The following is a 13839-nucleotide window of genomic DNA, read 5'->3' as shown; positions in this document are numbered from 1 at the left end:
CAATGATTCATGACGCCTTGCCAGGCTGGCGACGTTATCTGTTTAACAGCAGCCTGCGCTATTTGCTGCGCATCTTCTTTGCCTTAACCGGATGCGCGGCGGTACCGTGGTGGCTGCACCAAATCGAGTGGACCATTCCGCTGACGCTGGGCGTGGTCGCCGCGGCGCTGGCGGATCTCGACGATCGCTGGATTGGGCGTGTACGCAATCTTTTGATCACGCTGGTGTGTTTCTGTATTGCTTCGGTGTCGGTGGAACTGCTGTTCCCCCATCCGTGGGCGTTTGCTCTGGGTCTGGCGCTTTCCAGCTGGGGCTTTATTTTGCTCGGTGCGCTGGGACAGCGTTATGCCACCATCGCCTTTGGTGCGCTGCTGATTGCGGTTTATACCATGCTGGGCATCGGCTTGTTCCCGCAGTGGTGGATGCAGCCAGCGCTGCTGTTGATCGGTGCCCTTTGGTACAACTTGCTGACCTTTGTTGGTCATTTGATGTTTCCGGTGCGCCCGGTGCAGGAACAGCTGGCAGGCAGTTTTTCCCAGCTGGCGCGCTATCTTGAAGCCAAAGCAAACCTGTTTGATCCTGACGGCGGCGATCAGGATGACGCTACGCTGGTTGCCACGGCGATGGTCAACAGCCAGTTGGTGGCCCAGCTCAATCTCACTAAAAGCACCATTCAAAGTCGTTTGCGTGGCGACCGCGGTTCACGCAGCACGCGTCGCAGCCTGCACTACTATTTTGTCGCGCAGGATATCCATGAACGCGCCAGCTCCTCGCATCTGCAATATCATTTGCTGCGTGATAACTGGCGTTACAACGAAGTGCTGTTCCGTTTCCAGCGCCTGATGAACATGCAAGCGCGCGCGTGTCGACAACTGGCGGAGACCATTTTGCTGCGTCAGCCGTGGCATCACGACAGCCATTTTGAACGCACCTTTGAACGGCTGGAAACCGCGCTGCAACGCCTTCAGCAGAACGAGCCGCAGGATCCGCACATTCACGCACTGTTCTGGCTGCTGCGTAATCTGCGTGCCATTGATGCGCAACTGGCATCGATTGAGTCAGAGCAGATGCTGGCCGAACCGTCTCCGCAGAGCGATCACCATCTGTCACGCGAAGGGCTCAGCGGCTGGGCGGATATCCGCTTACGCCTGAGTCGCCATCTCAGCCCACAATCTGCCCTGTTCCGCCATGCAGTGCGTATGTCGCTGGTATTGTGTGTTGGCTACGCCTTTATTCAAATCACCGGCGTCGATCGCGGTTACTGGATCTTGCTGACCAGCCTGTTCGTCTGTCAGCCCAATTACAACGCCACCCGACGACGCCTCGCCTTGCGTATTGGCGGCACCTTAGCCGGCATCGCCATCGGTTTGCCGGTCTTGTGGCTGGTGCCCTCGATTGAAGGTCAGCTGGTGCTGATTGTGCTGAGCGGCGTGCTGTTCTTCGCATTCCGCCAGATTCAATATGCGCAAGCCACGTTGTTTATCACCTTGCTGGTTCTGCTGTGCTTCAATTTGCTCGGCGAAGGCTTTGAAGTGGCGCTGCCGCGCGTGGTGGATACCTTGCTTGGCTGCGGCCTGGCATGGCTAGCCGTGGCTTTTGTCTGGCCCGACTGGCGTTTTCGCAAAATCACCGCCGTTGCCGATCGAACATTGGATGCCAACTGCCGCTATCTGGATGCGATTATGGAGCAATATCATCAAGGCAAGGACAATCGTCTGGCTTATCGCGTGGCACGTCGCGATGCGCATAACGCCGATGCTGAGCTAGCGTCAGTGGTGTCAAACATCAGTGGTGAACTTAAGCTACAACAACCGCTACGTGAGAATGCGTTTCGACTGCTGTGTCTGAACCACTCCTTCCTCAGCTATATCTCGGCGCTGGGAGCGCATCGCGAACAGCTGGCAGATAGTACCTTGCTGACCTTACTGGATGACGCGGTCTGCTTCATAGAAGATGTGCTGCAGATCGATCGTGTTACGGATGCGCAAGCCACAGAGATGCAGCAGGCGCTAATGCAGCGCATGAGCGAGATGAAAAACAGCCCGGATACACGCGCACCATTAGTGATTCAGCAATTGGGATTGTTGGTCGCGCTGCTGCCCGAAATTGCCCGTCTACGCCGCACCCTCGTCAACGATTAAGGCTGCTGATGCTCCGCCGCCGCATGCTGGCGGAGCATTTTTAAATACCAGGCATAGAGCTCTTGCCGGATGGCGCTGGGTAACGCCGCCTCATGATGTCCTGATATTGCACCTTCCAGCGCCAACAGCGTTTTTAACCCAATGTGCTTATTCACCGCGCGTAGTTTCAGCCAGCTTTGTCGCGATCCTGTTTCACACAGCAACCGCACCGAACTGATCCCCACCTTATGCAGCATCAGCTCCAGTCGCAGGCTTAAATTCGGCAGATCTTTCAATCGCAGCGAGACAAGTCTGGTAGCCGCTTCCTCCTGTGCGGCGCGCAATGAGCTAGCCGATAACTGCAATAATTGTTCGGGGTTTTGCCATAACTGTGTATCTACTTTGAAGTAGCTTAAGGTCACCGGCACGCCACGCTTGCGGTAAATCAGCGGTTCGAGTGAACGCTGTGCGTTATAGACGTGAAGCGCCTCGCTGGCTCGGAGATAAAGCGCATCTTCATTGATATAAGCAAAAATCACCTTCTCAATAGTCAGCGCATACCCCCCAAATTGCGTACGTGATTCAATTTTACCTAATGCCGCCAACTGCGCTTTCGATTGCTCAACTACCGGGTTATATCTCTTCATAACGCCCCCTCCAATGGATTCCATGCGCGGGAAATTTCCTATAAAAGCTCGCAGATTCATCTGGTTAGAAGATAAAAAAAACGATTTAGCTGTTCAATGAATAAAAGCAGGAGTGCGGGATCTTGTGCAGAAATTGCGAGGCGTTTTCAGAAATTGAGGTTGATCTTTATCCAGGAAGTCATTACTGTACATCCATACAGTTCATTACTGAGTGATTAAATTATGCGTACTCATTTCTCTGGCCCTGCTGATCGTTCACATCGTTTCGCTTCACCTGGCTTAGCGCAACCTTCGCTGGGTGGAATTACTGAACTGCGCTCCAGCGAACAACCTGAAATGATGCAACTTATGCTGCTTCCGGTACTAAAACAGTTGAGCGAGCAATCGCGCTGGCAGCTGTGGCTCACTCCGGCTCATAAGCTAAATCGTAGCTGGATGCAGCAGTCGGGATTACCGTTAGAAAAGAGTATGCACATCACCGAATCTGAGCGTTTTAACACCGTTGAAAGTATGGTGAAGGCATTACGTACAGGTAACTACAGCGTCGTGCTTGCCTGGATTCCGTACGAATTGAGTGATGAAGAGCGTTTAGAATTGGAACAAGCAGCGGCGGAAGGTGAAGCACTCGGTCTGATTTTGCGTCCACAGGGACGTCAATATGCTCATTCCAGACAACCTAATGCGTCAAAAATTCCCTCAGATTTGTTTCATTAAGTAAATCCAGGAATTTTCTCAGCATTTTTTTTGCAAAAGTTGCATCTAAGCTACTGATTCTTTTCCCGCCAGCTATGACAATGGCTTAGACGCTTTTTTGTTTTCTAATACCGAAGATTTAGCCATATGATTTGTTAAAATGTGTGTATAAATCGCTGTTTTTTTGCTGCCCGGCGTCACATCATACTTGTAAGTTTCCAATCTCGTTGTAGACTTTAGCTCGCCAGGGTGCTCAATAACCTCCGTTTTTTCGGTAGAGTCAAAAGCGAGCGTTTAGACCCGGCGAAGGATTAACACAAAGAGCAACCTTTTTGCTCATTGCCTATTTGGATGATAACGAGGCGCAAAAATGAAAAAGACAGCTATCGCAATTGCAGTGGCACTGGCTGGCTTCGCTACCGTAGCGCAGGCCGCACCTAAAGATAACACCTGGTACACCGGTGCTAAACTGGGCTGGTCTCAGTATCACGATACTGGTTACTACGGTAACGGTTATGAGAACAACAACGGTCCAACTCATGAATCTCAGCTGGGTGCTGGTGCATTCCTGGGTTATCAGGCGAATCCGTACCTGGGCTTCGAGCTGGGCTACGACTGGTTGGGCCGTATGCCTAACAAAGGCACCGTGACCAATGGCGCATTCAAAGCACAAGGCGTTCAGCTGGCTGCTAAACTGAGCTACCCAATTACCGAAGACTTCGATGTCTACACCCGTCTGGGTGGTATGGTATGGCGTGCTGACTCTACTCAGACCAACCCAACTACTGGCCGCATCAGCGACCACGACACCGGCGTTTCTCCGCTGGCTGCTGTTGGTGTTGAATACGCACTGACCAAAAACTGGGCAACTCGCCTGGACTACCAGTGGGTTAACAACATCGGTGACGCAGGTACCGTTGGTGCACGTCCAGACAACAGCATGCTGAGCGTAGGCGTTTCTTACCGTTTCGGTCAGGATGAAGATGCAGCGCCAGTTGTAGCTCCGGCTCCAGCTCCAGCGCCAGTTGTTGAAACCAAGCGTTTCACCCTGAAGTCTGACGTTCTGTTCACCTTCAACAAATCTACTCTGAAGCCAGAAGGTCAGCAGGCTCTTGATCAGCTGTACAGCCAGCTGAGCTCAATGGATCCGAAAGACGGCTCTGTTGTAGTACTGGGCTTCACCGATCGCATCGGTTCAGAGCAGTACAACCAGAAACTGTCTGAGAAGCGCGCGCAATCTGTAGTTGATTACCTGGTATCTAAAGGTATCCCTTCTAACAAGATCTCTGCACGCGGTATGGGCGAATCCAACCCAGTTACTGGCAACACCTGTGACAGCGTGAAAGGCCGCAATGCCCTGATCGACTGCCTGGCGCCAGACCGTCGCGTTGAAATCGACGTGAAAGGTATCAAAGACGTTGTAACTCAGCCACAGGCTTAAGTTATCACGCAGTAAAAAACCCCGCTAAGGCGGGGTTTTTTTATGGCTGAATGTAATGAGAACGAAAAAGGGATTCTACTCTTTTTCCGAGCCACCATTTCCGAGGATCGCCTGCAGATCTTGCTTCAGCGTAGACATCTGGCTGGCGTACTTCTCTTTGCGTTCAGCATCTTCAATTAACTGAACTATGGTTTCTGACAGCGTATTACTGCGACGCTGCGCCAATCCTGCCAGACGCTGCCACACCAGATATTCCAGATCGATCGATTTCTTACGCGTGTGCTGATGCTCAGCATTAAAGTGACGTTTACGACGTGCACGTATCGTCTGCTTGAGACGATTCTCCAAATCTGGATGAATGTGCTGGGCGATCCACTCGTTAACCTCAACCGGGCTGTTTTCCATCGACAACAACGTATCGACCGCAGCTTGCGCCGCACTAAGCTCAAGATGACGGGTGATCAGTTCACCCTCCCGATGCTTTTTCACCAGGTATTTCCACTTCCATCCACTTTCAAGATTTTCGAGTTGCTGGTATTTCATCGGAATCTCATCGTGATCACGTAACAAACTAAGAATAACAGCTTTTTTCCTGGATGCAGCAAGGAAAAACATGTTGCAGCCGTCACAATCCGGGCCGGAACTCCGCCGTGATTAACCAGGTTGATTCCTGTATAATCGCGCTTTTCCTAAATCAGACTAATGCGAATATTTTGACCAGCACTCAAATTACGTGGCAAGCCCTGCAGCCGGATAGCGACCGCTACCAATCCATTTTCTCGAACGTCTCACTGGAAGATTGCGATAGTCTTGCCGCGGTTCAGCCGCGTCTGCTGAATGCGCTGGCGCATTTGCATCATCAAACCCTGGGTTTTCCGCTGCTGCTGTTACGCAGTCAGGAAAACAGCGATTACCTGGCCTGCATCGCCGATGCGGCGCAACGTTTCCAGCCGGATGAGATTTCTCTTTACGGTGGCGACTATCATGTGATGGGCGATAACGTCAGTCTTCTACCGCCAACCGATATCAATCGCCCCTTCACCAGCCAGGGCGGCGTGCATTTCGCCGACTGGATTGAAGCTGAACAGTTGTTCGGTTGCGTACGTCAATATAAAGACCGTGTGCAGCCTGAACCGGGCTTACTGCATCGCACCAATGGCGGTACGTTGATTCTTGCGGTCAACACTTTACTGGCACAGCCGCTGCTGTGGCTGCGTTTGCGTAAGTGTATTGAGCAAGGTCGCTTCGATTGGTATTCACAGGATGAGCGTCAACCATTGCCCGTTGCCATTCCCCCGCTACCGTTGCAACTGCGTCTGGTACTGTGTGGCGACCGTGATGCACTGGCCGCCTTCCAGGAAATGGACGTCGAAGTTCATGAGATGGCGCTGTATAGCGAATTCGAAGAGAGCTTACAAATTCTCGACGAAGATGACATGACGTCATGGTGCCAGTGGACGCTAACGCAAGCCGAACAAGCCGGATTAGCGCAGCCTGAAGCCGATTTCTGGCCATTGTTGATCACCGAAGCAGCACGCATGACCGGTGATCAAGACACGTTGCCGCTTTGCCCGCGCTGGCTGCGTCGCCAGCTGCAAGAAGCGGCGCTGCATGGCGACTGCATCAATGGCGAAGCGTTGAAAGAAGCGCTGGAAGCGCGCCAATGGCGTGAAGGCTTCCTCGCCGATCGCATGCGTGATGAAATCCTGCTTAATCAGATCATGATTGAAACCGAAGGCGAAGTGGTTGGGCAAATCAACGGCCTTTCGGTGGTTGAGTTCCCAGGCCATCCGCGTCCGTGGGGAGAACCTTCGCGCATTACCTGTGTAGTACATCCGGGCGATGGCGAGTTCACCGATGTGGAGCGCAAAGCCGAATTAGGTGGCAACATCCATGCGAAAGGCATGATGATTATGCAAGCCTACCTGATTGCCGAGCTTGAGCTAGAGCAACAGCTGCCCTTCTCCGCTTCACTGGTGTTTGAACAATCCTATTCCGAAGTGGATGGCGACAGCGCTTCGCTGGCCGAGCTCTGTGCGTTAATCAGTGCGCTGGCTAATCAGCCGGTTAACCAGCAGATTGCGGTGACCGGCTCAGTTGATCAGTTTGGTAACGTGCAGCCCGTCGGCGGCCTGAACGAAAAAATTGAAGGCTTCTTCCAAATCTGTCATTCACGTGAACTGACCGGCAAGCAAGGTGTCATTTTCCCTGCCAGTAACGCGCGCCATCTCAGTCTGAATCAGGATGTTGTGGAAGCGGTTAAGGCCGGACAATTCCATCTTTGGGCCATTGAGAGCGTAGATGAAGCGTTGCCGCTGCTGACCGGCATTGCCTGGCAGAGTGAAAGCGGCGAATCTCTGCTTAGCACCATTCAGGAACGTATTACCCAGCTGAACCAGCAGGAAGCTCGCCTGCGTCCGTGGCCACTACGTTGGCTCAACTGGTTCAACCACAGCTGATAACATTGCTCAGCGTACAACTGTTCGCTAATATTCGGGCTTCACTAAAAGAAGGCATATTGAGAACATGGTAGATAAACGCGAATCCTATAGTAAAGAAGACCTGATTGCCTCGGGTCGCGGCGAACTGTTTGGCGAAAATGGACCGCCGCTTCCATCCAACAACATGTTGATGATGGACCGCGTGGTCAAAATGACCGAAGACGGCGGTAAATTCGATAAAGGTTTCGTCGAAGCCGAACTGGATATCCGCCCTGACCTGTGGTTCTTTGACTGCCACTTCATTGGCGATCCGGTAATGCCGGGTTGCCTCGGCCTCGATGCGATGTGGCAGCTGGTAGGTTTCTACCTCGGCTGGCTGGGCGCAGAAGGTAAAGGCCGCGCGTTGGGCGTGGGTGAAGTGAAGTTCACTGGACAAGTCCTGCCTACCGCCAAAAAAGTGACCTATAAAATTCACTTCAAACGTGTGATTAACCGTAAACTGGTGATGGGCGTGGCAGATGGCGAAGTCTTCGTTGACGGGAACCTGATTTACTCTGCGACCGATTTGAAAGTGGGTCTGTTCAAAGACACTTCAGCTTTCTAATCCTTCCAAATGAAAACCTCCGCACGCAGCGGAGGTTTCTTCCATAATGTTAGACATCCAGCAGTGCTAGGCCACCGCTGACCTGTCCTCCATGGCTTGACGCCAACCTCCCAACCAGTGAGACCGTGCATCGATCAATTGATAAGGGCATATCTCTTTCGAGCGGCCCGTAATACCGGCTTGGTAGCCTCGTGAATGTGCTCGTTCCAGGCGGTCTCTCTTCTGTCTCTTCATGCCTCGTTTCCCTCATTTCAGGTCTGGTGGAATCTGGGTGGAAAGAAAGAGTGGCGATATAATGTTCAACCACAGTAATGTTCTAACCCGATGCCGAAGAAAGGTCAATGCGCAAAATTCACGCCAATGTCATGTTTTTGACGTTAAAGTGCCATGTAGAATTGTCAGTTGATCGTCTATCTGGCTGATTAGGCAATAAAAAAAGCCCCTGATTTGACTGCGATCACACTACAGTAAATCAAGGACTTAGCATAAGCATCGAACAAATCTTAATTTAGCGAAACGACACTATTTGCGATTTGTTGTGCGGTTTGCTGCCAGCCGAGAGCCAGAGTACGTACCAGCGCATCGTAGCCATCTTCGGTTTGCGGCAGCGTCAGATTAAAGCCATGTTTGATTAGGCGTCCTTGATGCTGCAGTAACCATTCGCCACTCACCACCACTTGTCCATCGTAGCGTCCCTGGAAACCGGTAACGTTTACCGACAGCGTATCGTGCGTATCGCCCAGCGGCGCACCGGCAACCAGGCGGCCAGGTAGCGCTTTACTGAGATTACTGATCAACGTTTGCTGCAGCTGTTGATCGAGCGGACTGGCCCACAGGTTATTGGCTGCAATCACGTACTTCACATCGCTGGTCTGATAGACCAGGCCATTGCCCGCCATGTAATCCGGTACCGTTACTTGCTCAACCCAAATCATCGGTTGGCCAGTGCCCGCGGCACTTTCAACGCGCGCCACATTGCTGCCCGCAGGCAGCTGATAATAGGTATTTTCAATGGTGCTGCTGCAGCCTGCCAGCAGCAACAGCGCCCCGATAATTAGCCCTTTTTTCACTGTTTCGCCCTCTTTGGCTGTGGATCCTGGCCCGGCTTGGCCTCAAACACCAGCGCGTTACTTTTGCTATTCAGCGTTTTCAGCACCGGCTGCAGTTCTCGCAGTACCTGATCAAGCCGCTGCATATCGCCCACCAGCTTGCTGTAAGCCGGTGAACCTGGCTGCAGCCCTTTCATGCTGCGGTTCAGTTCGCGCAGGGTTTGCTGCATGTCTGAAGGCAGGGTTTTCATCGCCGGATTCGCCGTGATCTGATTAAGGTTATCCAGCGTTTTCTGCAGCCGCTGCAGGGTGCGCTGGCTCTCTTTCAAGGTACCTGTGGCTTCATTCAGCACTGGATTAAGTGGCAAGCCGTTGATCTTATCCAGCGCCGCCATCAGTTTCTGCTGAATCTGCGCCAGGCCGCCGCTGACGGTTGGAATCACTTCCAGGCCAGCCACCTGATTCGGGCCTTGATACGCCGGTGCGTTATCGTAGAAATCGAGGTCGATAAAAAGCGCGCCAGACAGCAGGTTGCCGGTTTTCAGCGTCGCACGCAGACCGCGTTTTTTGCCATCCTGCAGATGCTGCTCAAGATTGAAATCTCCGCCCAGGCGATTAACAAACCGATCCGGCTCAATGCGAATCAGCACCGGCACACGATAATCCGTATTCAGCGCCTGATTCACGCCCGGAATCATATAAGGCACTTGTGACACCGTACCCAAACGAATGCCGCGGAACTCAACCGGTGCGCCAACCTGCAAGCCGCGAATTGAATCGGTGAAGAACAGCAGGAAATCGGTATGAGCACTGTAGAGCGAATCCTGGATGCTGCGCTGATCGTCGTACAGATGGTATTCCGCCTTGTTCTCCGCCGCCCGGCCCAGCTCAGCGCCGTCCGGCACATCAAAGCTGACGCCGCCGCTGAATAGCGTAGTGAGCGATCCCATCTCTACGCGCATGCCTGATGCAGACATATCGACGGCAATACCACTGTCTTTCCAGAAACGCACGTTGGTGGTGATCAGGCGATCGTAAGGCGCCGAGATAAACAGCTGATAAGTCATCATGCGTTTATCGGTATCAAAGTTGCTGGTTTCCACTGAACCTACGCGATAACCGCGGAACAGCACCGGATCGCCCGCATTAAGCTGACCGGCTTTTTTACTGTCGAGCGTTATGCGAATGCCTTTGGCATCCGGCGGCGCCAGCGGCGGTGCATCCAGCAGTTGATAACGTTCCGGCTTATCGCCCTTCGCGCCCGGCTGCAGCTCGATATAGGCACCGGAAAGCAGCGTGCCCAATCCGGTAATGCCTTCGCGACCAATTTGCGGTTTCACCACCCAAAATGCGCTGTCGCCCTGCAGCAACTTTTCCATGCCCGAATTAAGACGCGCTTTAATCTCTACATGGTGCAAATCGTCGGTCAGAACCGCGCTTTCCACCACACCGACGTTGACGCTGCGGCTCTTAATGGTGGTTTTACCGGCTTCGATGCCTTCCGCATTCTCGGTAATCAGCGTCACTTCCGGGCCCTGATGGCTGAAGTGATAAAAAAGAATCCATCCGCCGATTAACAGCGTGACAATAGGTACAATCCAGACCGGCGACCAGCGTTTAATCTGGTCGACCTTAGCAGTCCCGTGATGGTTGTCCGTCAAGACGCGGCTCCTTACGTTCAGTTTCTCGTTGTCGATCCCACAGCAGGCGCGGATCAAAGGTCATTGCGGCAAACATGGTGAGGATGACCACCATGGCAAACAGCAGCGCGCCCGGCGCAGGATACACGCTCATCAGCCGACCCATCCGCACCAGCGCAGAGAGAACGGCGATTACAAACACATCAATCATTGACCAACGGCCAACGAATTCAACCACCTCATAAACCACGTGCATCTTTTCATCATCGCGCCCACCGCGTCCGCTGCCGTGCCAGCACAGCCAGGCAATCGCCAGCATTTTCAGCGAAGGCACCATGATACTGGCGATGAAGATCACCAGCGCCACCGGCCACGAACCGTCGCTCCATAGCAAAATTACCCCGGCCATAATGTTCGAAGGATATTGCGAACCGAGCGTTTCGGTCACCATGATCGGCATGATATTCGAGGGAATGTAGAGCATCACCGAGGTGATCAGCAGCGCCAGCGTCCACTGCAGACTGTGCTTGCGGCGCGCATGCGCCTTCACACCACAACGCGGGCACGCCAGTTGGTCAGCGGGCAGAATCGCGGTACAACACGGACAGCTACGCAAACCTTGCTTCAGGCCGCTAACACCGGCCAGCGGCGTTTTCGGCAACGGCGGTAACGGATTGATGCGGTGCCACACCCAACGGCGATCAACACATTGAAAAGCGCGCAATTGCAACACGCAGAACAGACACCACGGCCAAAAACTGCTGCCGAGGCCAATCTCACCATACGCCATCAGCTTAACGAAACTGACCAGCACGCCGGCCATAAAAATTTCCGCCATGCCCCAGCTACGCAGCTGAAACAGCACGCGCGCCAACCCAAGCCGCAGGCTGTGCGGCATGCGGACGTTATTGACCAGCAGAATAATGGTGATCATGCAGAAGGCAGGAATGCCCTGCACAAACAGCAGAAACAGCGTTGCCAGGCTGCGGTAATCTTCGCGATCCATCACCTGGGGGATTTCGAGCAGCGATATCTGGCTGCTCAATCCCGCGACGTGCATATTGATGAAAGGAAACAGATTGGCCAGCACCAGCATGAACAGGGCCGAAAAGGCGTAGCCGGTCGGACGTCGACGCGGCTCCTGCCAGTTGGCTTGCAGCGTGGTGTGACAACGCGGGCAACGCGCACGGCTGCCAACCGGTACAGCGGGCAGCTTTACTGTTAAATCACACTGTGGACAAAGACTCCACTGATGCGCTTGATCCGCTGCACACATGCTGACTCCTTCCGATTACGCGCCGTTTTTCAGTGCTTCCAGCTCTTCCCAGCGTTCGAACGCCACTTCCAGCTCCTGCTCGGTTTGCGCTAACGCATCCAGAACCGGCTGGGTTTTATCGTGTGGCTGGCTGAAGAAATCTGGATGACTCATTTTAGCCTGCAACTCACCGATGCGGGTTTCCAGCTGCTCGAGTTTTTGTGGCAGCTGTTCCAGCTCACGTGCCAGGTTATAGCTTAGCTTGTTGGCCGGACGTTTGGCGGCGTCGCTTTTCTCAGCGGTTTTCACCGGTGTAGCCGGTTTAGCCTGCGAGGCTTTGCCCTGCTTATAGGCTGCGCGCTGCTGCTGAGCATCGTGATAGCCACCGACAAAGGTGCCGATTTCGCCGTTGCCTTCAAAGATCCAGCACTCGGTCACGGTGTTGTCGACGAATTGACGGTCGTGGCTCACCAGCATCACGGTGCCCTGATAACCATCCACCAGCTCTTCCAGCAATTCCAGCGTTTCGACGTCAAGGTCGTTGGTCGGTTCATCGAGAATCAGCAGGTTGCTTGGCTTGAGGAACAGACGCGCCAGCAGCAGGCGGTTACGCTCACCGCCGGACAAGGCGCGCACCGGCGTCATGGCGCGTTTCGGATGGAACAGGAAGTCCTGCAGATAACCGAGCACGTGGCGCGGTTTGCCGTTAACCATCACTTCCTGTTTACCTTCAGCGAGGTTATCCATCACGGTACGATCCGGATCCAGCTCAGCGCGGTGCTGATCGAAGTAAGCGATTTCCAGCTTGGTACCGCAATGCACGCGGCCGCTGTCGGCTTTCAGCTGATCCAGCATCAAACGCAGCAAGGTGGTTTTACCGCAACCGTTCGGGCCAATCAGGGCGATTTTGTCGCCGCGCTGCACCTGAGTAGAGAAGTCTTTCACCAGGGTTTTGCCACCCACGCTGTAATTGACATCTTCCATCTCAAACACGATTTTGCCTGAACGTGCCGCTTCGCCGACTTGCATATTGGCTTTGCCCATCACTTCACGACGTGCAGAGCGCTCGTTACGCAGCGCTTTCAAGGCACGTACACGGCCTTCGTTACGCGTGCGGCGCGCTTTGATGCCCTGACGGATCCACACTTCTTCCTGCGCCAGCTTGCGGTCAAACTCGGCGTTCTGCATCTCTTCGACACGCAGCGCTTCTTCTTTGCCGGTCAGGAACAGATCGTAGTTCCCCGGCCAGGAAACCAGCTTGCCGCGATCAAGATCGACAATGCGCGTCGCCATGTTGCGAATAAACGAACGGTCATGCGAAATGAAGATGATGCTGCCGGTGAATGTCTTGAGGAACGTTTCCAGCCAATCAATGGTTTCGATATCAAGGTGGTTGGTCGGTTCGTCGAGCATCAGTACGCGCGGGTTGCTCACCAGCGCGCGGCCCAACGCCGCTTTACGCAGCCAGCCGCCAGACAGCGAAGACAACTCGGTATCCGCATCCAGACCAATCTGCTGCAGCACATCGTTGATGCGGCTATCCAGCTGCCACAGATTCTGATGGTCAAGGATGGTTTGCAAACGACCCATCTCGTTCAGGTTCTTCTCGCTCGGATCTTCCATCACCAGATGGGAAATCGCGTGATAAGCCTTGAGATGCTCCGCCTGCTCGGCCACGCCTTCGGCAACGAAGTCATAAACAGAACCGGTAATGTTGCGTGGCGGATCCTGTTGCAGACGCGCCACCACCAAATCCTGCTCATAAATGATGCGGCCGTCATCCAGCGGCTGTTCGCCGTTGATGATTTTCATCAGCGTCGATTTACCGGCGCCGTTACGGCCAACCAGACAGACGCGTTCGCCCTCTTCGATATGCAGTTCGGTGTTATCCAACAGCGGCGCATCGCTGAACGAGAGGTAAGCGCCATGGATACTGATCAGTGACATAA

The 13839-nt window shown here is 53.6% G+C and carries 12 protein-coding genes; 5 read left to right on the top strand and 7 right to left on the bottom strand.

The genetic code is table 11. The features are described from left to right. Window positions 1–2 precede the first annotated feature (2 nt). Window positions 3–2141 (top strand): YccS family putative transporter, encoded by a 2139-nt coding sequence (gene yccS / locus PO881_RS06925; protein WP_280172655.1) that lies wholly within the window; start codon window positions 3–5, stop codon window positions 2139–2141. On the opposite strand, the gene PO881_RS06920 is transcribed toward yccS, so the two are convergent. Further along, on the bottom strand, window positions 2138–2767 hold the full coding sequence (locus PO881_RS06920; RefSeq protein WP_101760920.1) for a TfoX/Sxy family DNA transformation protein: 630 nt from the start codon (window positions 2765–2767) through the stop codon (window positions 2138–2140). The two genes, yccS and PO881_RS06920, sit on opposite strands and share 4 nt — an antisense overlap. A 222-nt stretch (window positions 2768–2989) precedes the next feature. Between PO881_RS06920 and sulA the strand changes: the two genes are divergently transcribed. Both sulA and ompA read left to right on the top strand, forming a co-directional pair. Next, complete coding sequence (sulA, locus tag PO881_RS06915) at window positions 2990–3481, top strand: SOS-induced cell division inhibitor SulA (protein ID WP_101760921.1); 492 nt, start codon at window positions 2990–2992, stop codon at window positions 3479–3481. 349 nt (window positions 3482–3830) lie between these two features. Beyond that, window positions 3831–4901, top strand: coding sequence for a porin OmpA (gene ompA / locus PO881_RS06910; RefSeq protein ID WP_101760922.1), 1071 nt, complete (start codon window positions 3831–3833; stop codon window positions 4899–4901). Window positions 4902–4976: 75 nt separating this feature from the next. On the opposite strand, the gene matP is transcribed toward ompA, so the two are convergent. Further along, window positions 4977–5444 carry a macrodomain Ter protein MatP gene (gene matP / locus PO881_RS06905; protein WP_008101445.1) on the bottom strand — a complete coding sequence of 156 codons (468 nt, stop codon included), beginning with the start codon at window positions 5442–5444 and terminating at the stop codon, window positions 4977–4979. 53 nt (window positions 5445–5497) lie between these two features. On the opposite strand from matP, the gene PO881_RS06900 reads away from it, so the two are divergent. Together PO881_RS06900 and fabA are read left to right on the top strand one after the other, a co-directional pair. Then, on the top strand, window positions 5498–7360 hold the full coding sequence (locus tag PO881_RS06900) for a Lon protease family protein (protein WP_280172654.1): 1863 nt from the start codon (window positions 5498–5500) through the stop codon (window positions 7358–7360). 67 nt (window positions 7361–7427) lie between these two features. Continuing rightward, a complete protein-coding gene (gene fabA, locus PO881_RS06895) occupies window positions 7428–7946 on the top strand; it encodes a bifunctional 3-hydroxydecanoyl-ACP dehydratase/trans-2-decenoyl-ACP isomerase (protein WP_101760924.1) in 519 nt (172 codons plus the stop codon). Between the two features lie 66 nt (window positions 7947–8012). Here fabA and rmf read toward each other — a convergent pair whose 3' ends face one another. From rmf to PO881_RS06870, 5 genes are all read right to left on the bottom strand, one after another. Beyond that, complete coding sequence (gene rmf, locus PO881_RS06890) at window positions 8013–8180, bottom strand: ribosome modulation factor (protein WP_071531634.1); 168 nt, start codon at window positions 8178–8180, stop codon at window positions 8013–8015. Window positions 8181–8449: 269 nt separating this feature from the next. Next, window positions 8450–9016 (bottom strand): membrane integrity-associated transporter subunit PqiC, encoded by a 567-nt coding sequence (gene pqiC / locus PO881_RS06885; protein WP_101760925.1) that lies wholly within the window; start codon window positions 9014–9016, stop codon window positions 8450–8452. Further along, window positions 9013–10656, bottom strand: coding sequence for an intermembrane transport protein PqiB (pqiB, locus tag PO881_RS06880; RefSeq protein ID WP_192413831.1), 1644 nt, complete (start codon window positions 10654–10656; stop codon window positions 9013–9015). Before pqiB ends, pqiC begins: the two co-directional genes overlap by 4 nt. Further along, window positions 10628–11911 (bottom strand): membrane integrity-associated transporter subunit PqiA, encoded by a 1284-nt coding sequence (gene pqiA / locus PO881_RS06875; protein WP_192413834.1) that lies wholly within the window; start codon window positions 11909–11911, stop codon window positions 10628–10630. The genes pqiB and pqiA overlap by 29 nt, the downstream gene beginning before the upstream one ends. Window positions 11912–11926: 15 nt before the next feature. After that, window positions 11927–13837: an ABC transporter ATP-binding protein gene (locus PO881_RS06870; protein WP_137385513.1), complete on the bottom strand. Its 1911-nt coding sequence runs from the start codon at window positions 13835–13837 to the stop codon at window positions 11927–11929. Between the last annotated feature and the right edge of the window lie 2 nt (window positions 13838–13839).

It is taken from the genome of Pantoea sp. SS70 (assembly GCF_029866845.1).
GTDB lineage: Bacteria > Pseudomonadota > Gammaproteobacteria > Enterobacterales > Enterobacteriaceae > Pantoea > Pantoea leporis.
Note: the sequence above shows the minus strand (reverse complement) of the source record. Positions and strands in the feature narration are given on the sequence as shown.

Excerpts from the sequence above, each read along its gene's own strand:
- yccS (WP_280172655.1), top strand. The coding sequence starts at position 3 with ATGATTCATGACGCCTTGCCAGGCTGGCGACGTTATCTGTTTAACAGC.
- PO881_RS06920 (WP_101760920.1), bottom strand. The coding sequence starts at position 2,767 with ATGAAGAGATATAACCCGGTAGTTGAGCAATCGAAAGCGCAGTTGGCG.
- sulA (WP_101760921.1), top strand. The coding sequence starts at position 2,990 with ATGCGTACTCATTTCTCTGGCCCTGCTGATCGTTCACATCGTTTCGCT.
- ompA (WP_101760922.1), top strand. The coding sequence starts at position 3,831 with ATGAAAAAGACAGCTATCGCAATTGCAGTGGCACTGGCTGGCTTCGCT.
- matP (WP_008101445.1), bottom strand. The coding sequence starts at position 5,444 with ATGAAATACCAGCAACTCGAAAATCTTGAAAGTGGATGGAAGTGGAAA.
- PO881_RS06900 (WP_280172654.1), top strand. The coding sequence starts at position 5,498 with ATGCAGCAAGGAAAAACATGTTGCAGCCGTCACAATCCGGGCCGGAAC.
- fabA (WP_101760924.1), top strand. The coding sequence starts at position 7,428 with ATGGTAGATAAACGCGAATCCTATAGTAAAGAAGACCTGATTGCCTCG.
- rmf (WP_071531634.1), bottom strand. The coding sequence starts at position 8,180 with ATGAAGAGACAGAAGAGAGACCGCCTGGAACGAGCACATTCACGAGGC.
- pqiA (WP_192413834.1), bottom strand. The coding sequence starts at position 11,911 with ATGTGTGCAGCGGATCAAGCGCATCAGTGGAGTCTTTGTCCACAGTGT.
- PO881_RS06870 (WP_137385513.1), bottom strand. The coding sequence starts at position 13,837 with ATGTCACTGATCAGTATCCATGGCGCTTACCTCTCGTTCAGCGATGCG.